The organism is Bacillus sp. ISL-7 (assembly GCF_018613065.1).
Genome location: NZ_JAGGQW010000085.1, coordinates 20,334 through 45,307, shown reverse-complemented (window position 1 = coordinate 45,307; position 24,974 = coordinate 20,334). Strand labels below are relative to the sequence as shown.

Genomic DNA, 24,974 nt, shown 5'->3' with positions numbered 1-24,974 from the left:
TTCTCCACAATAACTGAACTACTTAATTATTCGGATGCATACTTAATTATTCCATGTAAGTAAACTGAGTATTCTCTCTGTACATATTCTCTTAATTTAATTCTTTGTTCTGTTTCTAATACTCTAACCAATTCTTGAATCTTTTTTTCATTTTCTTTTGTAGTAGGAATCTCTAATGAAAACAAATTACCTCGACTACTATTTAGTAATTTTTTTAATAACTCAACTTTATTCATTGGATAATCCCCTTTATCTACTATATTCGACATAAAGGCGACTTTTTCCTTGGAACATCTTATATTGTTTCATGTTTTACCTACTTTCCACTAAAAAAATCTGATTACAGGTACTATGACAGGAATGGGGTAGCTTTTTTATTAGCTTTTTTTATAACTACCTTCTACCAATCTAATCATATCACGCCCTGATATCTTTTCTGTTTCATGATCACCTTCTTCATCACGCAAACTCAAGTACCAGCTGCTATCGTTATCTTCATTTAACCTATATAACTTATTGGTAAAAACATTTGTATAAAAATCTCCATTTCTTAGCCTCATACTATCCCCCTCTCAAATGTATATAAACTGTATTATGCCCAAGATACTGACCTGGAGCCATTAGACATATACAGTCCAAAAATCCTGGATATACGGGGAAAGAAGTGAAAAACAGGCTGAAGGGACAGAGGATGGATAGTTGTGTATAGGAAGAAGTGCGGGCAACGGAACTTTTCCTTATTCAGCTAACGGGTGCTTGAGTTAAACAAGAGGTTGCTGCGGCAGCCTTTTTTCTTGTTTCACTAACGTCGCAGGTTAGCTTAACAAAGACCATTTTGATATTACAGAATTACCCAAATTGGTTTATTATTTATTTAATATATTGAATGATGTGGGTGTGAAAATGGATTTACTGGTTGGATTCTTAGTATTGGCGGGGATTTTTGCGGTTTATGATGCTTTAAGGAAAGTGAATAATAATATCTTAGACCAAACTGAAGAGATAAAAAAAATTAAGTGAAGAATTAGCCAAAGATACTAAAAACTTGAATTTCCTCTGGGTGCAAGAGTTAAAGATGGAGGAGATCGCTGCGGCTATCTTTTTGCTTGTTGAACTGACGTGGCAGTTTAATTAAAGAAGGAAAATTTAGGATATTTGTGGAATAAGGATAAAAAGAATATTTTCTAATTATTAAAAAATCTGGGATGGAGGAACTTCATATGAAATATTCAAAAACCACAAATTTCGCTATAATTACATTTCTTATCGTTTCTACTTTTGTACTCGCTTTGAATAAGGTTGGTCCATTTCAAGGGCAATTACGTATGCTAGGTTTCTCTGTATTTACTTTGCTATGTATATGTATCGGTATTATCATTAGAAAATCCCCCTGGAGGGTGGTTGGGACAATAGCTTATTGGTTAATTTTTGGACTCACGCAAATGATTAAATGATTTCAGACCTCTCTGTTAATTCAATAAAAACTAATAATGTGAAGTATTGTACTTATGCTAACGGGTAGCAAGAGTTGAAGATCGAGCTGCCAGTTGGTGGCTTTTTTCATATTGTGCTAACGGGCAGGATAGTGAAAGAAGGGTATATAATATAAGTATGTTGAAAATCCTACTTTTTAAGATTAAGGAAAGCACTAACTTTTTTTAGTCTCTGGAGGAAATGATTTTGGAAAATCCTATATTGTTTTATAAAAATCCCAAATGGATATTGATTGTATTTGAAATATCTCGCCTAATATCTATATTGTTTTTTTGGGTGATTATTATAAGGGGCGTAATTGAAAAAGATTGGTTTTTGTGTATTTATGGAATTGTATTTTTTATCACGTTTTATCTGCTTTTCCGCTATTATAGTGGAGATATTCGAGGGTATGTTGCTGTATATTCAAATAAAATTGTTGAAAATAAGAAACATAAAAGAGAAGTAATATTTAACGATGTAATTGAGATTAGATATTTTAAAAAAGAAATACGTTCAAAGCAAACATCGTATAAGGATTGTTTACATTTTTATGTAAAGGACATGTCTGTTCCTGTCCTTATAAGTCCTGCTTTTAAATCAACAGTAACTCCTTATACTTTGAGGGAGGAAACAACGGCAATTTTGACTTATATTAGGGTAAATTTCCCTATGATTAAATATACAAAAGAAGAATGGGAGGGAACTTATTAAAGAGAGTTCTTGTTCAACTAACGGGTGCCTATGTTAAAGATGGGATGGCTGCGGCGATCCCGTTTTCTTATTGTGCTAACGGGGCAGTTTACTTTAAAAAGGTTTATTGATTCCTCTACCGAATTGGTTAATATAAATGATAAAAATAGAGGTGCTTAATGGATATTTTGTATGATGATAAATATCATCTGCATTTAGGTTATTACGAGGATAATTGTGATTATGAGTCGATTGCTTTTAAAAGAAAATCTGAGGACATTTGGGATATTTTCTTTGATTTTAAAGGGTATGGGCTTGAAAATATTACCTCAGAAAACGAAACAACATTTGAACCATTTGGAACAAGAATTTTTTCAATCACCAATAAAGAAGACACTTCAGTGAAATAGGAACACCGCAAGGTGGTTCAATTAGTGTACTGACTGTGAAGCAATTTCTGAAGAGCCCGGTGCGGGAAATCCGCACGCCGGGTTCTGTGGGGATTTGAGTCACCAATTGGGCGACCTTTCTACCCGGAGGGTGGAGTACAATTTACCGCAAGGTAGAAAGGCTCCCTTCTACTCGACTAGTTTAGCAAGATTGATTAAGATACTTTATTTCGGCAAAAAATAAGACCCTTTGATTTAGGGAAATCAAGGGTCGTACCTTATAAATAAAAATAAGCTAATTATGAGTCTTTTCAAGAGCTAGTTTTATACCAAAACCTATCAGTATAGTACCTGTGATACCTTCAATAATATCTTGTGTTTTAGGTTTTTTCATAAAAGAACTAATCTGATTAATTAAATAGACATAAAGTAAAAACCATACGGCAGTCAATACAGTATAAGTTATACCCATTATAAGAAACGGTATAAAGGTATTGCTTCCAGAGTCCACGAATTGAGGCAAAAAGGTTAAGAAAAAGACAGCAACTTTGGGATTTAGGATATTTGTAATAAACCCTTGTTTAAAACAAGATGTGTTTACAAACTGGCTTTTTGTGTTCATCTCAACGCTTGCTGTTTCTTCCTTTTTCTTCATTGACCATAAGGTCTTAACACCCAGATAAATTAAATAAACAGCGCCAACGTATTTGAAGACAGAAAATAATATTGCTGATTTCACAATGATGGCTGAAAGTCCTAATACAGCAGCAGAAGTATGGATAAGAAGGGCACAACAAGTACCTAGAGCTGTTTTAAGACCTCCGATTCTCCCAACGGTGACAGTATTTTTTGTAGCAATTGCAGTATCAGGACCGGGTAAAATAATTAGTAAAATACACATTAGGACAAACAGATAAAAATTTTCCATTTTAATATCACCTTTCTGATTATGATAAGTATTGATCATGTGATTCTTACATTGTATTATATATAAATCGTGTTATTAATTGAACATAAACCTTATTTATTGATTGATTTCCTTGTTGAACTAATGGGTGCTTGAGTTGAAGAATCAGCCTAAACAAGTTGATTTAACCCCGTTTAGTACAGTAACCTTTGTCCCCGTTTTGTAGTTTGTATAATTTCTTACAGATGATTAGGCCCTTCCATTTTCACCTAGAAGCTATTTTTTTATTTCATTAAAGGGTGTGAATATTGAAAATTAGGAGTAATTGGTAATTCTGAGTTAGAAACCAATACATGAATGAAATTGTTCAAATGAAGATACACTATCTAATTATAAAATATTGATGACAAAAAATGACAGGTATGAATCTAACGAAATAGATTACACCTGTCATTTTTTATTACAAAAAGTTATTTTAAATAACCTTAAATCACATATGATTCATATGATTTATGAAGATAACGTTCTATAAACTCAGCTAATCCATCATTTTCGTGGTGTCCTGTAACAAAATCAGCTGCTGCTTTAACCTCTTCGCTAGCGTTTCCCATTGCCACACCAGTACCGACATGACGAAGCATCTCTATATCATTGGGTCCGTCTCCAATGGCTACGACTTCATTTGGACTAATTCGAAATGCGCGAAGTAAGCTTTTTATAGCAGACCATTTGGAAACATTAGGAGCAACCATTTCAAACCCGTCATTCCAATTGATGACTTCTGCTTCCTTTTTAAACAAAGCGGATAATTCAGAACTTGGTCCACCTGTTCGAACACTATATTTAAGAACATCTTGATAATTTGCCAGTCTTAAATCTCCAATATACCGTGGCGGAATTTGCCCAACTGTTGTCCAATAATCGATTTCTTCATTTGTTTCCTTACAATAAAGCCCATTTGCTGTATGGATAATAACATTACAAGGATTTTCAGCGGTCAGACGGTGGAATCGTTCTTCGTTCAGTCGGACGGTTTTCATTTGCATAGCTCTTCCTGTCTCTGCATCGTGAATAGCGGCACCATTCAAACAGATCATAGGAGTTCGTAATCCAATTTCTTTATGGTAAGGAGCGGTTACTTCATAGTGTCGACCAGTAGCTAGAAAAACCTTGACTCCCTGATTAATGAGCTTATAAATGGCTTCCATATTTCGGCGGGAAATGTTGTTTGAGGCTTTTAGTAGTGTACCATCCATATCAATAAATATTGCACGAACATTCATTTATACTGCCTCCTCATTCGTTGATAAACCAATCCTATCATCTGAATATTAAAGCCTTGTAAACTCAGTGTATAGATTAAATAAAGTTTCAGTATGGGAAAAAACATTAAAGGCTTTTCAAAAATACAATGTTCCAATTACAGAGAAGACATTACAAGTATTAGTAAACGACAACATTCTTCAAGTATTGATAACTGAATTAAATAAAGTAGTAGGAAGCTCCAACTCAACTTGCATAGAAGTTGGCTGACAAATGCCATCTAAAAAAGAGTAAAAAATAAAATCCTTTTATTTAGCTAACGGAGTGCTTTGTTTCTATAAGGGAGCAAGGCATTTTTCTTCTTCAAGTAACGTGGCAGGTTATCATAAGAAAGAAAACTTAATTATTGATATTATTTTTATTTAAAAAATTTTTTGGAGAGATTAAGGAAAAAGGATTATATAACTGAATTTAACCTGTACACAGAAATTACAAACTTGGATCAAAGGAGCATTTTATATGAGTAGGGCTATGAGAAGAGAAAGTCTTCCTAGAAGCGTTTTAGGAATTTTTGATACAACCATTCTTCATTTAAGAAAACCTTCAATAATTGCTTGGTGGTCAGTAGCTTTCCCTGGACTTGGTCATATTCTACTAGGACATTTTTTTCGTGGTACTGGTCTAATTGTTTGGGAAATTTGTATTAATTCATATTCAAATCTAAACGCTGCTATGGTGTATTCTTTTATAGGCGATATACCATCAGCTAAAGGTATATTAAATACCAGATTATTGCTTTTATATATACCTATATATTTATTCGGTATATGGGACAGTTACCGTGGAGCAGTTGATTTGAACAAAGAGTATAAACTTAGCGAAAGTGCCAACTCTCCCATCAAGAAATATGCTATGAACGCAGCGGGTGTTAATTATCTGGATAAGAGAAATCCTATCCTAGCTCTTATTTGGGCAATTTTCATTCCAAGTCTAGGTCAATTTTATCAACAAAGAATCTTAGCAAGTTTTTTTACACTTTTTTGGGCAGTTATCTTTGTATTTTACTCGCACTTCGCTGAAGCAATAATTTATTTAATACAGGGAGATATACAAAAATCCACACAAGTATTAAATATGCAATGGTTGCTATTTATACCGTCTTTTTATTTCTTCACATTGTATCAATCTTATACAGATACTATTGAACTAAATAAATTGTTTGCAAAAGAACAAGCACGCTTTTTAGAGGAAAATTTCCAGCCTTCGAATTTCCACATTCATAAGGGAGGACTGGTGGAATAAATGCAAATTTTTGCGACCTTTGAACATACAAAGTATCTTGAGCTTGGGATAACAGAGTTACAGGAGAATGGCATAACGGATATTTTTGCAGTTCCATTAAAGAAAGTAAATGTTAGAGCTTCAATCATTGACTCCCTTAATCATTCTGACGGTCGTTCGTTTTTAGATAAGGGATTTGCTTTAGCAGTTGTATTATCAACTATTTTAGCCAGCAAGGGATTTGAATTAGAATGGGGACCTATATACTGGGGACTAATTGGTGCAGCCAGCGGCATTATTATTGGTTTAGTAATCGAAATAATATTGTATAAATGGAAGAATAAAAAAAAGCAAATAAAACTGGTACGGAATGAAAAACACGGAGAAGTTATACTAATTATTAATTGTCAGCTGAAGGATGAAAAATTAGTTTCAGATATACTCACACGAAATTTAGCGTTAGGGTTGGCGAAAGTTATTAATTCTAAAGAATAACAAAATTTTTTATTATCGGTGTGATGCTATAAAAAGCATCGCCCATTAACGAAGGAGATTGTGAAGAATTGTACTTAAAGTAACGGGTGCTTTATTTATATGGCATATAGGGGGATTTCTTTTGAAGGAAAATCGAAATAAACATATTTGGATAGAAGCAGAGGAATGGGCAGAAGGTGAATGGAATATTGAAGATGACAATCTTGATGTGAAAGTTACTTCCTCTGACCGTACTGTATGGATTGCAAGTTTTTTTACATATAAAAACATAAGACTCTGAGTGAAAAAAATAAACAGATAGGTGAAAGTATGAACGGAGCATATCTTTGGTCAAGTGATATGGTGCTGATTGATATTGCTAGTCGAGAACGGATTTTGGAGGTTATTGATTACCTTATTGAAAATGACGAATTTGAGTCTGTTTTTACTCAATACCCAGATGTTGAAACTGAAGAAGAGCATTTATATCCAGAAGAATTCTTTGATTAAAAACTTGCTTAATAAAAAACATTTAAATCTACTTTCTTCCGTATTCAACTATCGGGTGTAAGAGTTTAAGTATGGGGATGCTGCGGCGACCCTTTTTTATTGCACTAACGTTAGCAGGTTTGTTGAAGAAGGATATTTCCTGTTTTAAGCGAATTAGAATTTAAACAAACCTTACACGAATACAGGTATTGAAAATAACAGGAACATAGGAGGTATGAGATATGAAGATCAATAGAATAGATCATGTGAGTATAAACGTAAATGATCTTTCAGAGGCTAAAGCGTTTTTTCTTGATTTAGGACTTGAAGTGCAAGCGGAATGGGAATTGGATGGAGAACAGTTGGACAGAATAGTTGGGCTTAATGATGTTAAAACGGCATGTGTAGGATTGGGGATGCCAGATGGTCAGGCATGGATAGAACTAGTCAAATTTTATACGCCATCAGATGAAAAAGATATTCAGCAACCTTTTGCAAATACGCTGGGTATCCGACATATTTGCTTTGCCGTTGAAGATATTGAAGCTGTTGTTGCAAAATTGAAAAAGAGGGGCACGGAAATCTTTAGTGAGATACAGCAATATGAAGAAAGTTATAAGTTATGCTACGTTCGTGGTCTCACAAACTTTAAAGATTTTTTTTAAAACTATCTGGTGCAATAGTTAAAGAAGGAGATCGCTGCGGCGATCTTTTTGCTTGTTGTACTAACCGTCAGTTTAGTTAAAGAAGGGATTAGTCCCCTTAGGAAAGAAATATTGTACTAAACCATTTCCAAATCCCCTGGAGGAATTTTTAAGATGAAATAATGGAATGTTTATAACTATTCAAAACAGAAAGCTAGAGGTTTAAGAAGAAGATGCCGTACCTTTTCGAGATATATTTATGAACATACAGAATCTTTGATTACCATAGGTGGTTCACATCTTGGACTTAACTTCCATAAATTCTTTGGTGGTACTTCAAAGGTACCGAATTCGGTAAGAAAATTCTTTGTACAGACAATTATTAATAATTAAGGCTAAAGAGGAAAATAAATATATGATACACTTTGGAATATAATCCTTTTGTGAAGGAATGTACTTAATCTAATGGGTGCATTAGTAAAAATATCGAAAGGTGATCTAATAATGAGTATACAAGTCAAATTGAAATATATTATTGAGCAAATGGAAATACAGTTTGAAGAATCACGTTCATTTCTAAATCCTGTTCCAATCATATCGGTGCCTTTTACAAAGGCCCTTCCCCAATGGAGAAGGGCTATTGTTTTATTTTAAATTTTTTCGTCCTTGTTCATATTTCTCCTCATGCATATGATCAACATAATCATCTGATATTTCACCTAAATGAAGTAAATCCTCCCCGTTTTCTACAACTTCCAGTGATTCAAAAAACTCTTGAGGTATATTAAAGTCAATCAGAAGTTCCCCTGAAGTACTGTAAACACTGCCAGATAAACTACCTTTTGGAGGTTCTTGCATTTTTAATAAATCATTTAAGGTTACTGGTTGGCCGTTAACCTTAAAGTTCATTTTAATTTCATACAACGCAATTGTTTGTTCTAAAATTTGAACCATTTCATTAAGTTCTTCATCGCTTAATTGACTAGGATCTTCTACATTAGTGAATTTTTCCCAAAGGGTATCGTTTGTTGCTATTTGGTCAAGTTGATCTTTATTTTTTTCTTCTACTTCAGCTAAGTAGTTAAAAAATCTTTCTGCTTCTTCTTCAGTAATGCCAAATTCCCCTAATGCTTTTTCGGTTTCCGCCATATACTCATCGTTGTTTACATAGAATTCAACTGATGCATCCAAATCCTCTATAAATTTATAGTCATTCAAGTTATCACCAAAATGGTCCATTAAATCATTAAATTCTTTCTCGGTAAGACCATATTTAGTTAATAACTCCTGAAAATTTTTCGAGTTAATTGGGGTACCCATAACATCTTTAAGTTCTTCCACTGTGTTAAAATCATCTAATGGAATTTCATAGTAGGAAAGATAGTCAAATAACTCTTGTTTAGTCCATCCTATTTCCGCTAAATATTGGTTCAATTCATTTTCTGGTGGAGCAGCATTCGCTGAAGGAACATTCAATAGGAATGGCAGCATGAGCATGAGCACTAACAAAACCTTAATACGGACCATTGGTACCCTCCTTTAATTTGATGCAATTATAATTTACCCTGATAAGGGATACTTAGAAGTATAAACTTACCTAATTCTATTGGAAGTAACACCAAGATTACACAGAACTGAGGCAGATGAATGGAAAGTTATACATACCGTAGTGGACGAGCTCGCTTTTTTTAGTGAATATGATTAGCCAAGGAATTTTGTTATAAACTCACTAATAGGGCCAAATAAATGTGGAAAATATGTCCTTAAGCAATATTTTATTTTTTATTTTTATAGAATTTCTCCTAAAAAATCGTTAGCATAATTATTGGAACCTAAAATAAATGTAAAGACTTTCAAAGGGCACAAGGTGTCTTACAAGAAAGTGTATGCCCTCTTATAGGATAAACTCTAAAACCATTTAATAGTTCCTGACGTAGAGGATAGGAAAAATTTCATCGCTATTCTTCCAATCGTTCACTTTCATAAAAACGTGTGTAATGTGAAATCCTATTATCACTGGAACAAAATGGAGGATGTTATAAATGAGAGAGATTCAAGAAAAAGGTCTATTCTGGCATTGGGGAATAAGGATGTACAGATTGCGCTGGGCAGTAACACTTTTTTGGATATTGTTATTTATAGTTTCTGCATATTTTGTCCAAAAACTACCTGATAGGCTTAAGGAAAGTGGATTCAATTCGAAGGGAAGCGAATCGGACCTCGGATTTTCATTAATGAAAAAGGAACTTGGGACGTCACCTTCTACAGTCACTATTGTTTATACAAGTCATGATACTGACTTAACAAGTGAACAAGCGAAGAAGGACATACTGCATTCATTAGATAAATTAAAAAAACGAAACTATGTTGAAAAAATTCACATCAATTCAACACCTCGTTTAATAGAGGATAAGGGAATTCAGTCTGTTGTTGTTGAACTAAAACTAAAGAATCAAGAGGCTCTTAACCATTTTCCAGAGATGAAAAGGCTAATAGGGAAGCCTCAGGGAATGGATACATATGTTGATGGGGAAATTGCGACAACTCATGAAGTACAGCAGGCAACAAAACAAGACATGGCACATTCTGAAAAGATTGGCCTTCCAATTGCATTACTTGTCCTATTATTTATTTTTGGGACAGTGTGGGCAGCCATTCTGCCACTATTAGTTGGGATAATGAGTGTATCACTGGCACTTGGAATAATTTATTATCTTACTGATTATTACTCGTTCTCAAATTTTCTTCCAAATATAGTTATGATGCTGGGTCTTGCGATCGGAGTTGATTATGCACTGTTTCTTGTCAGCCGTTTTCGAGAGGAATTAAAGAGACAGGAATCAGTAAAGGAAGCTGTGGCCATGGCTACACAAACAGCAGGACAATCTGTTTTCTTTTCTGGATTTGCTGTTTTAATTGGTATGTTCGGCATGCTGTTTATAAAACTCCCTATTATTTACTCTCTTTGTTTAGGTGGTGTGCTGGTGGTCTTTTCAGCAATGATCCTATCATGCACACTTTTACCCTCATTACTAGGTATTTTGGGCCACCGTATCAATTCTCTTAAGGTTTTTGCGGGCACTCAAAAGAGAATGGAGAATTCAATCATGTGGGAGCGAATCGCACTGTCCGTAATGAAACGGCCAGCGATATTTGCCATTTTAATAAGCACCTTGTTAATATCTCTTATGCTCCCTATCGTTCGTATGAAAGTAGGGGTTCCTACTGCGGAAGTATTGCCTCCGTCCTATGAATCAAGGATAGGGGCGGAATTGCTAAAAAAAAATTATGACGTACGGAAATCAAGCCCGATTTTTATTATTGTGAAGGCAAAGGAAAATGTCACAGAAGTATCATCCACTAGGAGCATAAAGAAATATGAGGATAAGATTCACCAATTACCTGGTGTGCTTTCGGTTCAAAGTTTTATCGATGTTCTTGGAAACCGTACACCAGAAGAAACCTTTCAACTACTTAAGTTAAAGGGTACATATGACCGAATGTTAAATGAAAGTTTATTGAAAGGGAATTTTGCTTTGCTTACAGTTGTACCACGGTCAACGCCAGATTCGGTCGAAGCTTCCAATCTTGTTCACCAGATAAGAAATGTATCAACAAATGAATTGGAAACGTATGTTACTGGGCAAACCGCTTTGCTTGTGGATATGGTGGATCGAATAAATTCAGGTTTACCGTTGATGATGTTATTTATTATATCTGTGACTTACTTGATATTGTTGTATGCTTTTAAGTCGGTTCTAATTCCGCTTAAAGCGGTCATGATGAATGTCTTAAGCCTTGGAGCAAGTCTAGGAATAGTGGTAATTATTTTTCAGTATGGATGGCTCACTAATTTACTAAATATTACATCTACTGGCTATGTTAGTATCATTATGCCTGTTACAATCTTTTGTATTGTGTTTGGTATTTCAATGGATTATGAAGTCTTTTTAATATCAAGGATAAAGGAAGAATACGATAGGTCAGGTGATAATGAAAAAAGCACAGCCGCAGGACTCCAGAAAACGGGTCGTCTTATCAGTAGTGCTGCATTAATTTTACTAGTAGTTGTTGGTTCATTCATTTTTACCAATATTGAGATTACAAAAGCACTTGGTGTTGGTTTATTTTGTGCTATTTTTATTGATGCTACCCTGATTAGAATTATCGTGGTTCCCGCATTAATGAAACTGCTCGGTCCTGCGAACTGGTGGGTTCCTAGATGGATTCTAGGAAAATGATTTTTGGAGTAGTTAAAAAAGTAGATTTATTATATCGCTGAGCATTCAGGTAACGAACTAAGCGATACAAAGGTTAGCTTCGTATCGGTACGCAACCTTTTGCGGCAGGACTTATTGAATTTATGCCTCCTGCTGAACGTAAAAACCTCTACCGAATGAAGAAAGTCGTTTTCAGAGGATGATAAATTCATATTTATGAACCCATTAAGTGCCGTGTAAAGTATAGGAACCTAACTAAAGCTGGGTTCCTCCGGATCCCTTCATTTGTACAATGGAATTAAAAAAATATCAGGATGGAATCGAAATGGTTTCATCCTTTTATTATGATAACATAGCAGTATTGTGAAGGACTGTACTTAAACTAACGGAGCAGGTTAGTGGAAGAAGGAATACTACTATCATCCATAGAATACTAATGCATTGCTTATTAATTAAATGGGGTGAAAGGATATGAATTTATTCTTTTCAGTATTATGTATTCTTTGGGGAATTTTCGTTATATTTAACTCCATTTTCAAATTAAAAAGAGAGAATTTTAAAGAAAAGTTTGATTTTTTGGGGGCTGGGGACGGTTCTGCGGTATCTTCAATATTTGAAATTCTATTTAGTTTGGTAACTTTCTTTCCTTGGTGGATTGTAAAAGGATTTGTCATTATTGTTGGTCTTGCTTTTCTGATTATCGGAGTTCTGATTTTTTAAATTGTTTCTTCAACTAAAGTGGCAGTTTAGTTTAAGAAGAAACCATTTCAAAATGATATAATTCTTTTCATTGGGGGATTATGTTACTGAGTAGTTTGGGAGGATTTTAAATGGATCGAGTAGGAGCTTGGTCTAAATTAATTTTAATTTCAATAATAATTGTGGTAGTATGGTTTTTTTTATTTGGAGTACGACTAATCGGTTATTTTTCAGCCATAAATGAAAGAGGGCTACGAGTTACGGAATGTGGGACGCAGGGTTGTAGTGATGCAGTATTTTTTTTGAATACAGCTTGGACATTTTCATTTTTTATTGTTATTCCGCTTATTATTCCATTAGTTCTTGTGATTTACTGGAGTTTAAAGAAAAAGAGTTCCTAAACTAACGGGTGCAAGAGTTCAAGATTAAAATGAGTTGCGGTAGCGACTCATTTTCTTATTGTGCTAACGGTCAGTTTAGTGTAAGAAGGATTAATTTTGAATCTTGGAGAATAAAATCCCTTATGGAAAATTATAGGGGGTAAATGGATGAATACGGAAGACGAACAAGAGAAAAATCAAAACCAAGTTAATAAAGAAAATCCAATGGGTAATTTAGGGGAAGCTATAAACCGTTCAATGGTCGGAAACTTGGGGGCTTTAGCAAATGGAGGGTGTCTTACTAAGATTATCACTGTAGTTATCATTATTGGAGGGCTACTTATCCTTTCAAGATGTTCTAATTAATCTAACAAGGTGCTTAACTTCAAGAAGAAAAACCTTTTTGTTCTTCAAACGATGGTAGTTATTTTGTGATGGTGAGGAAATAGTGCAGCTAGTGAAGGAATTTGAAAAAGCCCCTCACCCAGATTGAGAAGGGCTTTTGTTGTGGAGCGAAACGGGTAATACAGGGTATTTATTTTATGTCTCCAAAGAAACAGAATTTATTCACCTTAATTTTTAACAGCCAATTCGGAGAAATGAACAAGTTTAATTTCTTGATAAGGTGAACCTTCTTCAATAATTTCACAGTAACCAGATGCATATTGGTGAAGAATCATATGAACTTTTCCTTCAAAAATTACAGAAATTTTACCCAGGATAACCACATCCTACTTTTTTACCATAATTATAATGGAATCGATTACATTTGTCTGTGTCAAAATGTCGAAATTTGATATATTCTGCTTGTGAGGAATAACGCAGCTGGTAAAGGAATTAGATAAAGAATCATTTGGGGATTAAAAAGAAACAAATTAGAGGGTTCTTATTGATAACTTGGTGCTAGTAAATAACCCTTGGTGAGGGGATGAAAAAAATTTGGAAGCAAGTAACCATATCATTCAGATAAAACCTTGGGAGGATAATAACCTTGATTTACTTTTTCGTATAAACGCTCCAGAAATGATGCAGCATCTTGGTGGTCCAGAGAGTAAAGAGCAGATTTTAAAACGACATAAACAATATCTTGAGCTTGGTAATAGAGGACGTATGTTCGGCATTATATTGTTACCAGAATTAGAACCAGTAGGTTCTGTGGGTTATTGGCAAACTACTTGGAATAATGAAGGTGTATATGAAACTGGATGGAGCGTTCTACCCTCATATCAAGGGAAAGGAATAGCTACAAAAGCAGTAAAGTTAGCAATAGAAGAAGCATCTAGTGAGAACAAATATAAATACATTCACGCATTCCCATCAATTGATAATCCTTCCTCTAATGCAATTTGTCGGAAGCTTGATTTTCAGTTTATCTCTGATTACGAATTTGAATATCCCCCAGGAAGCTTTATGCGGTGCAATAATTGGCGTTATAACTTAATTGGACAATAGCTGATTTTTCAAAAAAGTTTGTGAAGAAATGTACTTAAGCTAATGGGTGCTTGAGTTGAACTACGGGGATTGCTGCGGCGGTCCTTTTTCTTGTTCCACTAACGTGGCAGGATTGTTTAATAAGGATAGTGAATTAGGTAAAAAGAAAATAGAATTAAGTTCGTTGGAGAGTGTATCTGTGGAAATTAATACCTTGGTAGAAAAATGTATAAAATCAGCAATTGAATATGGTGTAGCTGCATTTGAGGTTGTCGAAAATTCAAGAAAGACAAATCGTTTATACGATAAGAATTTCAAAACCTTTAAAACATTAAAAAGTCTTGGAAGCAATGGGATTGTTGAATTAGAAAAGTTGCTTGAACACTCAAATGACTATGTTAAATATTGTTCTGCCACACATTTACTTTCGGTAAAAGAAGTAAAGGCGAAAGATGTACTAAAACGATTAGTCAGTAAACCTCAACTTTTTGGCTTTGATGTTGAAATGTTAATAATTGAGTGGGATAAATGAAATTTAAAGGATTATCTTAGCTAGGTGTTATTGAACTACCATGGGAGAACGAGATTAAATCCCATTCTCTGTGGTGTAGCTCTGCTGCATGGATGGCTAACGGGTGCTTGTGTTAAATAAAGGTGTTGCTGCGGCAGCATCTATTTTCTTATTGAGCTAACGGTGCAGTTTAGTGAAAGAAGGAATTGGTGTAACTACTTCAAATTTGTGTATTTAAAGCATTAATATTCGGAGGTTATGTACTTGTCAGCAGAACGAGAAACAATGGTTAATTCATTGAAAAAATTAGTTATCCCGACATTAAAAGAAGGAGGCTTTAAAGGTTCATTTCCTCACTTTTATAGAAAATTGGAAAATCAAACGGACTTGTTAATGTTTCAATTTAGTCAGTGGGGAGGTACACTTTACGTTGAAATCTCGAAGTGTCCACTAAACGGCAGTACAGGTTTTCAAGAACAACAAATCCCTGTAAATAAAATAAAGGTGTACCAGGTTGTAGGTAATTCTTTTAATGATAGGAATCGTATTGGACCAGACTTAGGCTTCGAATTCAGTATTAGTAATACTGATGAGGTCGCAAAAAATATTCAAAAGTCTTTAGATGAAGCTGAGGATTGGTGGAAAGAATATCCGAATTGGTGGAATGATTAAGGTGAAACGCATAGTTTCTTCTTCAGCTAACGGGGAGAATAGTTCAATAAGAATGTTTAACCTGTAATCGAGGATTTCTATATAGCTGAAGTTGATTAAAACAATTAGGGTGGGATTTACGTGCAACGTGAAAAATGTCCGAGCTGTGGTTATCCAACATTAGAAGAACGTGGGATGTTTGAGATATGTATACTTTGTCATTGGGAAGATGATGGACAAGATGACCCATATGCAGACGAAGTTTGGGGCGGACCAAACGGGGATTACTCTCTAACAGAGGCAAGAAAAAATTTCAAAGAAAATCTCATTATGTATGGAGATAAAAGAAATATACTTAGCCAAACCGATAAAGAAATCGAAACAAAAAAAGCTTTAATAAGTACATTCGATGAATTAAGAAAACGTGAAGCTGATTCGTTGGAATATAAGGCAATTTGGAACAAAATAAGGTCTTACGAGAAGATTTTATCAGAAACCTCTTATTGAGCTAACGGGTGCAAGAGTTGAACAGTGGGATTGCTTGGCAATCCTTTTTTCTTGTGCTAAAGGGACAGGTAAAAAATTAGGCTTAGTAAAAATTCAATAATATTCCTTAAGGAATTTGTGGCTATTTTTAGTATCATTAAATCGTTACATTTGCTTAAGCAAAAACTAAAATGCGAAAAATGGTGATATTTTATGGCTGAGAAATGGATTGACCTTTTCATATCAATAACAGGCAGATTTGGTATTTCCCTATTAAACAAATTTAATCGTTATAAAAGGCGAGGGCAATCTGGTTGGACATTATATGCCTCGGTGGAGGAAGTCTATGAAGGCGAACAAAAGGAGTATTCTTTTGATTGGATCAAAGAGATAGATGAAGGGTACTTTGATAGTCTTTTTGAGAATGAGGACGATGAGGAGGATTTTGAAAGTCGGATTAGAATCCAGAGTGTGAGATACATTAAGTCAGAAGAGTGTTTAAATGAAATAAGCGAAATCTGTTTCTTTTATGCCGCCCCTGATATGATATTGGAGCATAATCGTGTTCTTGTGTTTCAAGATGTAAACCCGTGGGTACTTGAAGTGATAATGAAGGAAATGGTACCCCACTATATGGTTGTAAAACAATTTTTGGATAAGGGGAAACTTAGGGAAATACAATTATCCGAGCTAAAAGAAGAATCAAAAGAATTAATAAATGATTTGCTTTCCAAAGGGCTTTATCCTGTTGTATCTGATTTATATAGGGTGAAGACTACCACCGAATTAACAACAGGGAGTCTTAAGTTATATTCAATCAATAAGGATTTTGTTGACCCGTTGGTACTAAATGAGGACAATCGTATTCATCAATTCATTCAGAAATCTAGTTTTCAAAATAATAAACCATTGGTTCTAGAGCCTGTTGGCTGGAAATTACAAGATAACTTAAAAAATTCCATCACTATTCGTTCTTTTTGGAAAATTGCTGAACAAATGGTACTTTTGGTTAATATTGCAGATGACAGTGTCAGAGCAATTTATATTTTTGGAGAAAAATCGGAACAAGATATTTAGCTTTCAGAAAATAAAGGACATTCTTTGAAGAAAGCTTTGTGGCGTTTCTTATTGCACTAACGAAGCAGGATAGTTGAAGAATATAATATATAATTAATCTTATATAGAACGAGTTTTATTGGGGGGATATAACAATTAATAATTGGATTGAACTTACAAAACCTGAAGAAAAAACCGTATGGAAAAAGGTTTATAAAGAATTTAAATTTAAACCAAGCATCTCAAAATTTCCGTCGTTTGTTGTACCAAGCCCATTAATTACATATGATATTTCAACTTATCGAAATTGGTCAGGAGATTTAGAGGAATATGAAGAAATTTATAAAGACCTTGAAAAGAAATCATTGTTTGCTTTTCAAGAAATAATGAATGAGAATGAATATTTTTATGCTTTAGATTGGCAACATCCTTGTTATTGGGCTAATCCCTTTTTAGAGTTTCCCAAGGACGAATTTAATGAGTGGATAATACCTATTTTCCCTGATGGGGATTATTACTTCTTTATACAAGAGGAATTTGACTGGGGATTTTTAGGTCATCCTTGGGAAGAGACTATTACTGTATTCGGTAAGGAACTAATCCAAGCATTTGAAAAATACAATCCTAAAATGTTTAATACTATTTTACGGATAGGTTAATCTTTACCTTATTGAAATAACGGCTGCAAGAGTTGAAGATCCAACTAAATCAGGAGGAACTTTTCTTGTTAAGCTGACGGGCTGGTAAGTGTAACAAGAAGGAATTTACTTATTCAAGAAAGAACTAACCATAGAGATAAAAGAAAAAGGTTAGGTGAAACATAGTGGCATTATTCATAGGATTAACGCTTATTGTATGGGGGGGGATTTATTCTCTTTTCCACTTTATTCAGAATAAAAAGTAAGGATTACAAAGACATTGGTATAAGTGGATATATAGAATGGGATTTATTATTTAAATTATTAAGTAGACTTCCACCAAGAGTATATAAAAGTTTTGTAATATTAACTGGTGTTACCTTTATAGTGCTGGGAGTAGTTATTGTTTTATAAAAAAGGACTTGTTCCATTAACGGGTGCAAGAGTTAAAGATCAGGGCTGTCATTGCGGCGGCCTTTTCTTATTGTGCTAACGGGGCAGGTTAATCGAAGAAGTAGTGCTAAAATAAGGTTAAATTTTACCCTGTTGGAGGTCTTAAAAATGAAGAAACCAGTTGGAGTTCAATCATTTTTTCTTTTTTTCATAATAAAATAGAAAAAAGAGAAAAATCAAAGTAAATTAAAAAAATCGATAAGGAAGGTTGGATTTGATGGGAAGTCAAGTACGTTCAGTTCCTCGTCCGCTTGTGCGAACAAATCAGTGGTTTATAGTGGGGTCTGTATTGTTTACATGGATAACTAAGCAAGAATGGATCCTTGCTATTCCTATCTTAGCAGGTTTAATGGGCTTATTTTTTGAATTTAATCCTGTAATGCGTTTAGCTAAGCTGTTTTTTAGAAAGCACCCTTCACAATATATTCCTGAGGAATGGGATCAGCAGCAAGTCAATCAGACAATTGCGGTCATTTGTCTAGCAGGGGGATTAATAAGTTTTCTAATGAATTGGACCATTTTAGGTTATGTCTTCACCATTATGGTTGCTGCAGCCGCATTTATTGCAATTTTAGGTTTTTGTGTTGGTTGTTATATAAGATTTCATTGGAAACAATACCAATACAGAAAATCTTTAAATAAACAATAAATAAATGTTATGGTTGAGGCAGGAAATATTGTTCATTTTCTGTCTTTTTTAATAATTAGAAATACAAAAAGGTGCAATTGTTAAAGATCACTAGGTGCTTGCAGTTTTTTTGTTTTTCAACTAACGGGTGCAAGAGTTAAAGATTGGGATGGCTTTGTCTATCCCTTTTTTTTTACACTAACGGAGCAGTTTGCTGAACAAGCATATATGGTAAACTAATACAAAGATTTAATGCCAGATACCGTAGGTTCTGTTTATTTAAGTAGGAAACAAAATGGGGGAAGAACAAATAAATCCTTATAAAAACTACAATTTAATCCACGATTGGAAGCTCATAATGCAATTCAATTTTGCCTTATTTACAAACAAAGATGAATTTGTAATTATTGATAATAATGATGAATATATAGCTCGTTTTAGCATTACCAATGTAGGGATAATTGAATTTAAAAAAACTTCATATGACTTAAATCCCAAAATAGATTTTAATATTAAAACGATTAAGATTCCTATTATTACTGAGCACGGTGAATGGTGATTATTAATATGAAAAAACCGAAGAAGGAAAAGTTAATTGAAATGGTTGTCTTCATAGTTTTTTTAGCTTTAGGTCTTTTCCAAGAAAAAATAATTTATTTCGGAATAGGTTTATTATTAATAAGCTTTTTACGTTTTTATTATAATTTTAAGCGGAAAAGAAACTGTGAATAAATTCTTAATGCGAAATAATTTACTTAAAGTAATTGGTGCAAGAGTTAAAGTTTGGGATAGCTGCGGCAATCCTTTTTTTATTGCACTAACGAAGAAGGTTAGTTTAACAACCACTACTGTTGTTTGACATCTTATTTATGTTTAGAATTTAATGTATATGTGTGTTGGGAGGCTTAATATGGTTGATAATGAAAATTTGTCTTTAGATATTGGAATAGTTAAAATTCATCTTCCTGACGCAATTAATCCCTGTTTTATGATTACACAAAGTCTAGGTGAGGAATTCGGTCTAGAAACTAATTATGAAGCTGAAGAAAAATTACGTAATACTTTAAAAAGCAAAGATAAAGACACCTATAAAAAAGTAAATATCGACGCTGAAGGTGGCTGTGTTTTTATAAATGCAAATTCAAAACAGGGTAATAGTATACTTGAAGTGGCTATTATTATAAATGAATTAGCCGTACAACCAATTCGGCAAGAACTAACTTCTGATTATATTGAAGAAGCAAGAAAAGTTTTGACAACCTGGAAACGTCCTAAACCACAAAAATGGCAAGAAGGTGATATTTTTGCTATTCCGTTATCGGATAGGACATTTGGATATGGACAGGTATTATGGCATCAAAATAAAAAATCATCTGTTACTTGTGCTATATTTGATTGCCGCAGCAGGTAACTTAAACCAATAGAGGATATAGTTCAATCAACCGTTTTATCGGTTATGACAGTAAAAAATTTATACGATTTAAAAAATGGCAAATGGAAAGTAATAGGTAAGCATTCATTTGTAATTGAAGAATCAAATGTTCCTTTGGAACATAGTGGTAAGCCTGGAGTAGGTTCAAAGATTTACCAAGAATATATTTTAGAAAGTTTTATTGAAGGATATTTTGCAATAAAACCGTGGAACCATTTAACATTTAAAGATAGCTTTATGGATTCACTTCTTTTGCCAAATGTGGTCCGACCTGGTAATGCTATTCTCCTGACAAAAGAACAAAAGAAATTATACTAAACTAACGAGAGATAGGGAGTTCAGAAACAATACTAATGAGGTTTTTTATGAAAGTTTGTGAAACATTGTACTTAGACTAACGGGTGCAAGAGTTGAATGGGGGATCTCGCTTTGGGGTCCTTTTTCTTCTTGTGCTAACGGTCAGGTTAGTTGAATAAGAAAAAGGAAGAAAAATCCATTTCCTTCATATATAATTAATAACAGGGAGGGGGTTTTGTATGATAAAAAAGCTTTTAATGTTTTCTCTTATTTCCGTTTTATTAACTGCTTGTTCAGAGGATAAATTGATGAATTTCGTTGGAGTAAGTAAAAATTGGCAAGTTAAATATTCAGTAAATGTGTTTGACGAGAAAAGTGAATCATCAAAAGTTACAATAAGATATATCGGGGAAAAGCCAGTTCCTAAAAAGATAAAATATACTGTTGAAACTGCTACTGGAAAAACGGGCGGTGAAACTACTATCGAGAATGGGGTATTGGTAACAGGTGAAGATTCTTGCAGTGGTTGTTCAATTACCCAAGAAAATGAAAAAATATCAGCAACCATAACTTGGAATGATAAAACTGAAACCGTAAATTTAAAAAATAATGAGAAGATACTTCATTGATCTTCATTTACTCGCTTTCCTTTATTCAACGGATTATTTTTATTTTGACAACAACTGGACTGTTTTGACCAGTCCTTTTTCATTACTCTTATTTAACTAAAGGGGCAGTTTAGTGAAAGAAGGAATAATTAATTTCTTTATCGAATAAGGGATAAAAAGAACGAAAATGGTGATACCGATGGAAGATTATAAGGATAAAGATGACCTAGAATTATACGATACCGTAATTGAAGAATTAGTTATTAGTCACCGAGAAAAAAGCATTTCTTTTCAAATTTTAAAGCCTATATCTCGCACAGATAGGACGGGCGGGTTTACCTATCGTGTTAAGAAAGGCATTTTGAAGTTTGAAAATGTTATTCATGCAAACTTTCCTTATAGTTTTGAGTGGGAAGAATGGAGTGAATTTTATCGTTCAGCCGTATTAGATAGTTCGAAAGTGATTGATAGGATACCTAAAATAGCAAAGGAAAATAAATCTTTAAAGCATATATTCTTAGGCATTGACTACGGTGTTGATTATAAAGAATTAGATATTGTTTGTTCGAACTATTATTTAACTTTAGAGGAACAAGAGTATGTCCTTCATGATGATTTTGATTGGTTATATGAGGAATAATCTTATTCAGCTAACGGGTGCTTTCCTTGAAGAACAGGCTGGCAAAGGGTCAGCCTGTTTCTTATTCAGCTAACGTGGCAGGATAGTTCAAAAAGCCATATCCTTTTACACTCATCTGACCCACAACTGGGATAGGTACTAATGGCTGGCCGTTGAGCCATAAACAGTTCGAATATCAGTTTGATGTTCTTCCTGCAATGGGTTACCGTTGTATCGGCATAGACTGGAGGGGCTTTGGTAATTCAGATATACCATTGAGTGGCTAAACCTTTAACAGACTGGCAGATGATATCCGCACTCTAGTTGGTACACTTCAATTAGACAATTTTACGCTCGCGGGTCACTCTACGGGTGGAGCGATTGCGATTCGATATATGGCTAGATACAACGGTTACGGGGTATCCAAACTTGTCCTTATTGATGCTGTAGCTACCACAGGCTTTTCAACAGAAACGGCTAATAAATTCCTTAAGGAAACGTTTAATGACCGCCCTAAGATGATGCAGGAAGTAACAGATAGATTTTTCTTTCAGTATATAACTCGTCCCTTTTCGGACTGGTTTTTCCAAATGGGATTACAGGCTGCAGGTTGGTCGACTGCGGCAGTTATTGTTTTATTAAGAGATGAGAAGTTACATGAAGATCTTCCAAAAATAGTTGCCCCCACTTTAATTATTCACGGCATTCATGACAAAGTTATACCATTTCTACAAGCTCAGGAATTAAATCAAAAAATAAGAAATTCACAGCTCGTCCCGTTTCAATATAGTGGCCATGGCTCTTTCTGGGAAGAACGTGACAATTTTAACCTGCTTTTGACACAATTTATTGGCTTATAGCTCAACTTAGCTTTAAAGGGATTCAAAAGTTGAGGAGCCATTTTGGCTCCTCTTTTTCATTCAAGGAAAATATAAAATTTCCTCGGAAGAGTTACTGGATAGAATTATAATTGAGAGATCGCATGTTGAGTGGACCACATAGCACTGCTAAATGCCTGATAATTTGTAATTGCTGCTTGAAAGTCTTTATCACTTATAGTAGCGGTGGCATCATAAACAACAGCTGTTTGGAATCCATTTTCGATTAAGTCTCTCATATCGATTCCACACAAACGTTTGATAGGGTGCCTGCCAAAATAACCTTTTCTTTCCTTTGCTGACGTAATTGGTAAACTAAATCATTTGTCTGTGGGCTAGCAATTTTATGGGCGGTCGAAATGATTGTTCGCTTATCTAAAATGTAAGGCTTAAGTGATGGAACCCAGTCAGCTCCTACAGTAGGAGGAGTATAAGCATTTTGTTTTTGATATACCTGAAGCTTTAATAACATTTTTTGTTCAGTTCCAGTAAATTGCCAACTATAATCATGCGGATAAATATAATGGGGGGAAATAAAAAGTTGATATCCTTTACTCATAGCTGTACTTATAGAAGTTCAAGGTTACCAAGTGTGTTGTACTGCTCAATAATTTTTTTTGTTAAATGGTATCCTTTACCTCCAGGGGACAGAAAGTCATTTTGTGGGTCCGTTATGACAATTGCTGTATTACCGGGATTAGGTATAAACATTCTTTTTTCCTCCAATTCACATAAGTAAATATCCTGTCTTTTATATTCAACTATTGTTCTTTCATGAATATATATTGATGGAGGCTTGGACACATTCTGGTTTTAATGTAGCTTTGGTATTATATTAATACAGTTCCCTTCAATGATCGGTCTAGGCATAACGTAAAGTTCGTAAATATATGCAATAGTAAGTGAAACGCTTGTTCAACTAAAGGGTGCTAATGTTGAAGATCCAGCTGCCATTTGGAGGCTTTTTCTTATTGAACTAAAGAAGTAGGTTAGTGGAGTATGAGTCTCTTCAAAGTCTACAGACACGCCAAAGAAATTTGTTGAGTTGAATCGAAATTATTTAATGAAAATTCGGATATATCTTTAAATTTTCATGATTTTCCTATAAAATAATTTGGTATGGTAGAAATCCTGACATTCCTTGTCAAATAGTTAGAAAGCTGGAGGAAAGAATTAGTTATGGTTCTTGAAAGAAGTCTTAGGAAAAATTGGAATAATCCAATAATGATAGGTATAGCTGCGTATTTGAAGAAAATGAAGGGGGAGGCTAGAAAAGAATCAAACATTGATTATATTGATTCTATTATTTCAGCTTTAGGTGGACTCATTGCTATTATTGCGATTGGTTTTGTAGCTGTTTATTCAGGATATCCCATGGTACTAGCTCCTCTTGGTGCAAGTTGTGTACTTGTATTTGGCGCCCATAAAGGACCCTTGTCCCAGCCTCGACCTGTGATTGGAGGACATTTATTCTCTACCACTTCAGCACTTATAATTTGGAGTTTACTAGGTAATAGTTTATTCACTATTGGTCTTGTATTAGCTATTGTATTAATTATAATGACCATTACAAAAACTGTTCATCCTCCCGCAGCAGCTAGTGCTTTTGTTGCTGTCAATTCTCAAGCAGGATGGGGACTCCTTATTTCAGTTGTGATTTGTACTGTACTGTTAGTTCTTTTATCAACCATCTTTAATAACTTATTTCAAACAAGGCAATATCCAAAGCACTGGTTATAGCATTAGGAAATGAAATATCTAATGAGTTTCGGATTAGTCTCCTTGATCATTAAAATAGTTTGTTAAATGAGACAAAGTCTGCAAAAAAAAAGGAATTGTGAAACCTTGATAAAGAAAGGAATACTAGGTAGCTCTTTTTCCTTAAGATAACGGGTGCTAGAGTTTAAGAACATAGCTGTCATTTAGGCAGCTTTTTCTTGTTCCACTAACAGGGCAGTTTACTTCAATAGTGGTGAATAAATTGATTAAGTCACCGTTCAGCCAACATGGTTATAAACTACAATATAAATGATGATCTTCCTTAAAAGTATCGATAAAGCCCTTGCACTCTTGGGAAGATGACGTTCCCTTAGCCATACTATACCAATAACAGATTGAAAAGTTGCATCAAGTATAACTAATATTAATCTCCGAATTAGGAAAGGAAGACATCACTGACTTTGGCAGAATAGTAGCTCCCATCCCCGGGACTACTAACGCGATAATGATCGAACATTAAAGCATTTACAAACAATATTCGGCTCGAAGCCGGTGTTGTGTTGGAATTTTTGTTAAGTAAACTGAATTTACAATTTCAAAAAATTGGTTCAGTGAAATAGAAATTGTTTTGATCGTCTGATTAAGATGGATGCCT

Annotated in this window: 34 protein-coding genes and 1 pseudogene; 27 read left to right on the top strand and 8 right to left on the bottom strand. The window is 34.2% G+C overall.

What is annotated here, in order from left to right:
* Positions 1 to 26: 26 nt before the first annotated feature.
* Both J7E66_RS28740 and J7E66_RS28735 read right to left on the bottom strand, forming a co-directional pair.
* Complete coding sequence (locus J7E66_RS28740) at positions 27 to 236, bottom strand: hypothetical protein (protein ID WP_215006653.1); 210 nt, start codon at positions 234 to 236, stop codon at positions 27 to 29.
* A gap of 141 nt (positions 237 to 377) precedes the next feature.
* Positions 378 to 560, bottom strand: coding sequence for a hypothetical protein (locus tag J7E66_RS28735; protein ID WP_215006650.1), 183 nt, complete (start codon positions 558 to 560; stop codon positions 378 to 380).
* Between the two features lie 660 nt (positions 561 to 1,220).
* Between J7E66_RS28735 and J7E66_RS28730 the strand changes: the two genes are divergently transcribed.
* The 3 genes from J7E66_RS28730 to J7E66_RS28720 all read left to right on the top strand — a co-directional run bounded on the left by J7E66_RS28730 (position 1,221) and on the right by J7E66_RS28720 (position 2,576).
* The gene (locus tag J7E66_RS28730; protein ID WP_215006647.1) at positions 1,221 to 1,454 is read left to right on the top strand and encodes a hypothetical protein; all 234 of its coding nucleotides are present in this window, start codon (positions 1,221 to 1,223) and stop codon (positions 1,452 to 1,454) included.
* 226 nt (positions 1,455 to 1,680) lie between these two features.
* Positions 1,681 to 2,187, top strand: a complete 507-nt coding sequence (locus tag J7E66_RS28725) for a hypothetical protein (RefSeq protein WP_215006644.1) — start codon at positions 1,681 to 1,683, stop codon at positions 2,185 to 2,187.
* A gap of 158 nt (positions 2,188 to 2,345) precedes the next feature.
* Entirely contained in the window at positions 2,346 to 2,576 is a 231-nt protein-coding gene (locus tag J7E66_RS28720; RefSeq protein ID WP_215006641.1) for a DUF3986 family protein, read from the top strand.
* Between the two features lie 274 nt (positions 2,577 to 2,850).
* Here J7E66_RS28720 and J7E66_RS28715 read toward each other — a convergent pair whose 3' ends face one another.
* A complete protein-coding gene (locus J7E66_RS28715; protein WP_215006638.1) occupies positions 2,851 to 3,483 on the bottom strand; it encodes a LysE family translocator in 633 nt (210 codons plus the stop codon).
* A 464-nt stretch (positions 3,484 to 3,947) separates the two neighbouring features.
* Positions 3,948 to 4,745 (bottom strand): HAD family hydrolase, encoded by a 798-nt coding sequence (locus tag J7E66_RS28710; protein ID WP_215006637.1) that lies wholly within the window; start codon positions 4,743 to 4,745, stop codon positions 3,948 to 3,950.
* 499 nt (positions 4,746 to 5,244) lie between these two features.
* Here J7E66_RS28710 and J7E66_RS28705 point away from each other — a divergent pair, with 499 nt between their 5' ends.
* From J7E66_RS28705 to J7E66_RS28685, 6 genes are all read left to right on the top strand, one after another.
* On the top strand, positions 5,245 to 6,027 hold the full coding sequence (locus J7E66_RS28705; RefSeq protein ID WP_215006636.1) for a hypothetical protein: 783 nt from the start codon (positions 5,245 to 5,247) through the stop codon (positions 6,025 to 6,027).
* Positions 6,028 to 6,501 (top strand): hypothetical protein, encoded by a 474-nt coding sequence (locus tag J7E66_RS28700; RefSeq protein ID WP_215006635.1) that lies wholly within the window; start codon positions 6,028 to 6,030, stop codon positions 6,499 to 6,501.
* Positions 6,502 to 6,622: 121 nt separating this feature from the next.
* Positions 6,623 to 6,781, top strand: a complete 159-nt coding sequence (locus J7E66_RS32700) for a hypothetical protein (protein ID WP_308162622.1) — start codon at positions 6,623 to 6,625, stop codon at positions 6,779 to 6,781.
* 29 nt (positions 6,782 to 6,810) lie between these two features.
* Positions 6,811 to 6,990 carry a hypothetical protein gene (locus tag J7E66_RS32695; protein ID WP_308162621.1) on the top strand — a complete coding sequence of 60 codons (180 nt, stop codon included), beginning with the start codon at positions 6,811 to 6,813 and terminating at the stop codon, positions 6,988 to 6,990.
* A 221-nt stretch (positions 6,991 to 7,211) separates the two neighbouring features.
* Complete coding sequence (locus tag J7E66_RS28690; protein ID WP_215006634.1) at positions 7,212 to 7,634, top strand: VOC family protein; 423 nt, start codon at positions 7,212 to 7,214, stop codon at positions 7,632 to 7,634.
* Positions 7,635 to 8,117: 483 nt separating this feature from the next.
* On the top strand, positions 8,118 to 8,267 hold the full coding sequence (locus J7E66_RS28685) for a hypothetical protein (protein WP_215006632.1): 150 nt from the start codon (positions 8,118 to 8,120) through the stop codon (positions 8,265 to 8,267).
* Here the strand turns inward: J7E66_RS28685 and J7E66_RS28680 are convergent.
* A complete protein-coding gene (locus tag J7E66_RS28680; protein WP_215006630.1) occupies positions 8,259 to 9,140 on the bottom strand; it encodes a processed acidic surface protein in 882 nt (293 codons plus the stop codon). The two genes, J7E66_RS28685 and J7E66_RS28680, sit on opposite strands and share 9 nt — an antisense overlap.
* A 515-nt stretch (positions 9,141 to 9,655) precedes the next feature.
* Between J7E66_RS28680 and J7E66_RS28675 the strand changes: the two genes are divergently transcribed.
* From J7E66_RS28675 to J7E66_RS28595, 17 genes and pseudogenes are all read left to right on the top strand, one after another.
* A complete protein-coding gene (locus tag J7E66_RS28675) occupies positions 9,656 to 11,854 on the top strand; it encodes an MMPL family transporter (protein WP_215006627.1) in 2,199 nt (732 codons plus the stop codon).
* Between the two features lie 450 nt (positions 11,855 to 12,304).
* Complete coding sequence (locus J7E66_RS28670) at positions 12,305 to 12,553, top strand: hypothetical protein (RefSeq protein WP_215006624.1); 249 nt, start codon at positions 12,305 to 12,307, stop codon at positions 12,551 to 12,553.
* A 110-nt stretch (positions 12,554 to 12,663) separates the two neighbouring features.
* Entirely contained in the window at positions 12,664 to 12,933 is a 270-nt protein-coding gene (locus tag J7E66_RS28665) for a DUF2333 family protein (RefSeq protein ID WP_215006621.1), read from the top strand.
* Between the two features lie 147 nt (positions 12,934 to 13,080).
* Positions 13,081 to 13,278 carry a DUF6366 family protein gene (locus J7E66_RS28660; protein WP_215006619.1) on the top strand — a complete coding sequence of 66 codons (198 nt, stop codon included), beginning with the start codon at positions 13,081 to 13,083 and terminating at the stop codon, positions 13,276 to 13,278.
* Positions 13,279 to 13,851: 573 nt separating this feature from the next.
* Positions 13,852 to 14,364 (top strand): GNAT family N-acetyltransferase, encoded by a 513-nt coding sequence (locus J7E66_RS28655; protein ID WP_215006617.1) that lies wholly within the window; start codon positions 13,852 to 13,854, stop codon positions 14,362 to 14,364.
* 55 nt (positions 14,365 to 14,419) lie between these two features.
* Positions 14,420 to 14,875 carry a DUF2019 domain-containing protein gene (locus tag J7E66_RS28650; protein ID WP_215006615.1) on the top strand — a complete coding sequence of 152 codons (456 nt, stop codon included), beginning with the start codon at positions 14,420 to 14,422 and terminating at the stop codon, positions 14,873 to 14,875.
* Between the two features lie 243 nt (positions 14,876 to 15,118).
* Positions 15,119 to 15,526: a DUF4304 domain-containing protein gene (locus J7E66_RS28645; protein ID WP_215006613.1), complete on the top strand. Its 408-nt coding sequence runs from the start codon at positions 15,119 to 15,121 to the stop codon at positions 15,524 to 15,526.
* Positions 15,527 to 15,646: 120 nt separating this feature from the next.
* Positions 15,647 to 16,012 (top strand): CPCC family cysteine-rich protein, encoded by a 366-nt coding sequence (locus tag J7E66_RS28640; protein ID WP_215006611.1) that lies wholly within the window; start codon positions 15,647 to 15,649, stop codon positions 16,010 to 16,012.
* A 192-nt stretch (positions 16,013 to 16,204) separates the two neighbouring features.
* The gene (locus tag J7E66_RS28635; RefSeq protein ID WP_215006609.1) at positions 16,205 to 17,068 is read left to right on the top strand and encodes a hypothetical protein; all 864 of its coding nucleotides are present in this window, start codon (positions 16,205 to 16,207) and stop codon (positions 17,066 to 17,068) included.
* Between the two features lie 134 nt (positions 17,069 to 17,202).
* A complete protein-coding gene (locus J7E66_RS28630; RefSeq protein ID WP_215006684.1) occupies positions 17,203 to 17,706 on the top strand; it encodes a DUF2716 domain-containing protein in 504 nt (167 codons plus the stop codon).
* 649 nt (positions 17,707 to 18,355) lie between these two features.
* Entirely contained in the window at positions 18,356 to 18,787 is a 432-nt protein-coding gene (locus tag J7E66_RS28625; RefSeq protein ID WP_215006680.1) for a DUF4395 domain-containing protein, read from the top strand.
* Between the two features lie 274 nt (positions 18,788 to 19,061).
* Complete coding sequence (locus J7E66_RS28620; protein ID WP_215006607.1) at positions 19,062 to 19,325, top strand: hypothetical protein; 264 nt, start codon at positions 19,062 to 19,064, stop codon at positions 19,323 to 19,325.
* Positions 19,326 to 19,676: 351 nt separating this feature from the next.
* Positions 19,677 to 20,177, top strand: coding sequence for an Imm26 family immunity protein (locus J7E66_RS28615; protein WP_215006604.1), 501 nt, complete (start codon positions 19,677 to 19,679; stop codon positions 20,175 to 20,177).
* Positions 20,178 to 20,222: 45 nt separating this feature from the next.
* A complete protein-coding gene (locus tag J7E66_RS28610) occupies positions 20,223 to 20,516 on the top strand; it encodes a hypothetical protein (protein ID WP_215006601.1) in 294 nt (97 codons plus the stop codon).
* A 218-nt stretch (positions 20,517 to 20,734) separates the two neighbouring features.
* The gene (locus J7E66_RS28605; RefSeq protein WP_215006598.1) at positions 20,735 to 21,124 is read left to right on the top strand and encodes a hypothetical protein; all 390 of its coding nucleotides are present in this window, start codon (positions 20,735 to 20,737) and stop codon (positions 21,122 to 21,124) included.
* A 178-nt stretch (positions 21,125 to 21,302) separates the two neighbouring features.
* Positions 21,303 to 21,743 carry a hypothetical protein gene (locus J7E66_RS28600; RefSeq protein WP_215006593.1) on the top strand — a complete coding sequence of 147 codons (441 nt, stop codon included), beginning with the start codon at positions 21,303 to 21,305 and terminating at the stop codon, positions 21,741 to 21,743.
* A gap of 140 nt (positions 21,744 to 21,883) precedes the next feature.
* Positions 21,884 to 22,582, top strand: a pseudogene (locus tag J7E66_RS28595) (alpha/beta fold hydrolase); the annotation flags it as partial.
* Between the two features lie 104 nt (positions 22,583 to 22,686).
* Here J7E66_RS28595 and J7E66_RS32165 read toward each other — a convergent pair.
* Genes J7E66_RS32165 through J7E66_RS32155 form a run of 3 tightly spaced genes read right to left on the bottom strand, consistent with a single transcriptional unit; the run spans position 22,687 to position 23,311 of the window.
* On the bottom strand, positions 22,687 to 22,839 hold the full coding sequence (locus J7E66_RS32165; RefSeq protein ID WP_251033185.1) for a cysteine hydrolase family protein: 153 nt from the start codon (positions 22,837 to 22,839) through the stop codon (positions 22,687 to 22,689).
* A complete protein-coding gene (locus J7E66_RS32160; RefSeq protein ID WP_251033184.1) occupies positions 22,836 to 23,159 on the bottom strand; it encodes an isochorismatase family protein in 324 nt (107 codons plus the stop codon). The genes J7E66_RS32165 and J7E66_RS32160 overlap by 4 nt, the downstream gene beginning before the upstream one ends.
* 8 nt (positions 23,160 to 23,167) lie before the next feature.
* The gene (locus J7E66_RS32155; protein WP_251033183.1) at positions 23,168 to 23,311 is read right to left on the bottom strand and encodes a hypothetical protein; all 144 of its coding nucleotides are present in this window, start codon (positions 23,309 to 23,311) and stop codon (positions 23,168 to 23,170) included.
* A 468-nt stretch (positions 23,312 to 23,779) separates the two neighbouring features.
* Here J7E66_RS32155 and J7E66_RS28585 point away from each other — a divergent pair, with 468 nt between their 5' ends.
* Complete coding sequence (locus J7E66_RS28585; RefSeq protein WP_215006590.1) at positions 23,780 to 24,340, top strand: HPP family protein; 561 nt, start codon at positions 23,780 to 23,782, stop codon at positions 24,338 to 24,340.
* Positions 24,341 to 24,974 lie beyond the last annotated feature (634 nt).

Excerpts from the sequence above, each read along its gene's own strand:
- J7E66_RS28620 (WP_215006607.1), top strand. The coding sequence starts at position 19,062 with ATGGGGGAAGAACAAATAAATCCTTATAAAAACTACAATTTAATCCAC.
- J7E66_RS28625 (WP_215006680.1), top strand. The coding sequence starts at position 18,356 with ATGGGAAGTCAAGTACGTTCAGTTCCTCGTCCGCTTGTGCGAACAAAT.
- J7E66_RS28685 (WP_215006632.1), top strand. The coding sequence starts at position 8,118 with ATGAGTATACAAGTCAAATTGAAATATATTATTGAGCAAATGGAAATA.
- J7E66_RS28675 (WP_215006627.1), top strand. The coding sequence starts at position 9,656 with ATGAGAGAGATTCAAGAAAAAGGTCTATTCTGGCATTGGGGAATAAGG.
- J7E66_RS28610 (WP_215006601.1), top strand. The coding sequence starts at position 20,223 with ATGACAGTAAAAAATTTATACGATTTAAAAAATGGCAAATGGAAAGTA.
- J7E66_RS28735 (WP_215006650.1), bottom strand. The coding sequence starts at position 560 with ATGAGGCTAAGAAATGGAGATTTTTATACAAATGTTTTTACCAATAAG.
- J7E66_RS28705 (WP_215006636.1), top strand. The coding sequence starts at position 5,245 with ATGAGTAGGGCTATGAGAAGAGAAAGTCTTCCTAGAAGCGTTTTAGGA.
- J7E66_RS32695 (WP_308162621.1), top strand. The coding sequence starts at position 6,811 with ATGAACGGAGCATATCTTTGGTCAAGTGATATGGTGCTGATTGATATT.
- J7E66_RS28665 (WP_215006621.1), top strand. The coding sequence starts at position 12,664 with ATGGATCGAGTAGGAGCTTGGTCTAAATTAATTTTAATTTCAATAATA.
- J7E66_RS28730 (WP_215006647.1), top strand. The coding sequence starts at position 1,221 with ATGAAATATTCAAAAACCACAAATTTCGCTATAATTACATTTCTTATC.
- J7E66_RS28600 (WP_215006593.1), top strand. The coding sequence starts at position 21,303 with ATGGAAGATTATAAGGATAAAGATGACCTAGAATTATACGATACCGTA.
- J7E66_RS28615 (WP_215006604.1), top strand. The coding sequence starts at position 19,677 with ATGGTTGATAATGAAAATTTGTCTTTAGATATTGGAATAGTTAAAATT.
- J7E66_RS28660 (WP_215006619.1), top strand. The coding sequence starts at position 13,081 with ATGAATACGGAAGACGAACAAGAGAAAAATCAAAACCAAGTTAATAAA.
- J7E66_RS28710 (WP_215006637.1), bottom strand. The coding sequence starts at position 4,745 with ATGAATGTTCGTGCAATATTTATTGATATGGATGGTACACTACTAAAA.
- J7E66_RS28635 (WP_215006609.1), top strand. The coding sequence starts at position 16,205 with ATGGCTGAGAAATGGATTGACCTTTTCATATCAATAACAGGCAGATTT.
- J7E66_RS32165 (WP_251033185.1), bottom strand. The coding sequence starts at position 22,839 with ATGAGAGACTTAATCGAAAATGGATTCCAAACAGCTGTTGTTTATGAT.
- J7E66_RS28670 (WP_215006624.1), top strand. The coding sequence starts at position 12,305 with ATGAATTTATTCTTTTCAGTATTATGTATTCTTTGGGGAATTTTCGTT.
- J7E66_RS28715 (WP_215006638.1), bottom strand. The coding sequence starts at position 3,483 with ATGGAAAATTTTTATCTGTTTGTCCTAATGTGTATTTTACTAATTATT.
- J7E66_RS28740 (WP_215006653.1), bottom strand. The coding sequence starts at position 236 with ATGAATAAAGTTGAGTTATTAAAAAAATTACTAAATAGTAGTCGAGGT.
- J7E66_RS28700 (WP_215006635.1), top strand. The coding sequence starts at position 6,028 with ATGCAAATTTTTGCGACCTTTGAACATACAAAGTATCTTGAGCTTGGG.
- J7E66_RS32160 (WP_251033184.1), bottom strand. The coding sequence starts at position 23,159 with ATGAGTAAAGGATATCAACTTTTTATTTCCCCCCATTATATTTATCCG.
- J7E66_RS28605 (WP_215006598.1), top strand. The coding sequence starts at position 20,735 with ATGATAAAAAAGCTTTTAATGTTTTCTCTTATTTCCGTTTTATTAACT.
- J7E66_RS32155 (WP_251033183.1), bottom strand. The coding sequence starts at position 23,311 with ATGTTTATACCTAATCCCGGTAATACAGCAATTGTCATAACGGACCCA.
- J7E66_RS28680 (WP_215006630.1), bottom strand. The coding sequence starts at position 9,140 with ATGGTCCGTATTAAGGTTTTGTTAGTGCTCATGCTCATGCTGCCATTC.
- J7E66_RS28690 (WP_215006634.1), top strand. The coding sequence starts at position 7,212 with ATGAAGATCAATAGAATAGATCATGTGAGTATAAACGTAAATGATCTT.
- J7E66_RS28720 (WP_215006641.1), top strand. The coding sequence starts at position 2,346 with ATGGATATTTTGTATGATGATAAATATCATCTGCATTTAGGTTATTAC.
- J7E66_RS28585 (WP_215006590.1), top strand. The coding sequence starts at position 23,780 with ATGGTTCTTGAAAGAAGTCTTAGGAAAAATTGGAATAATCCAATAATG.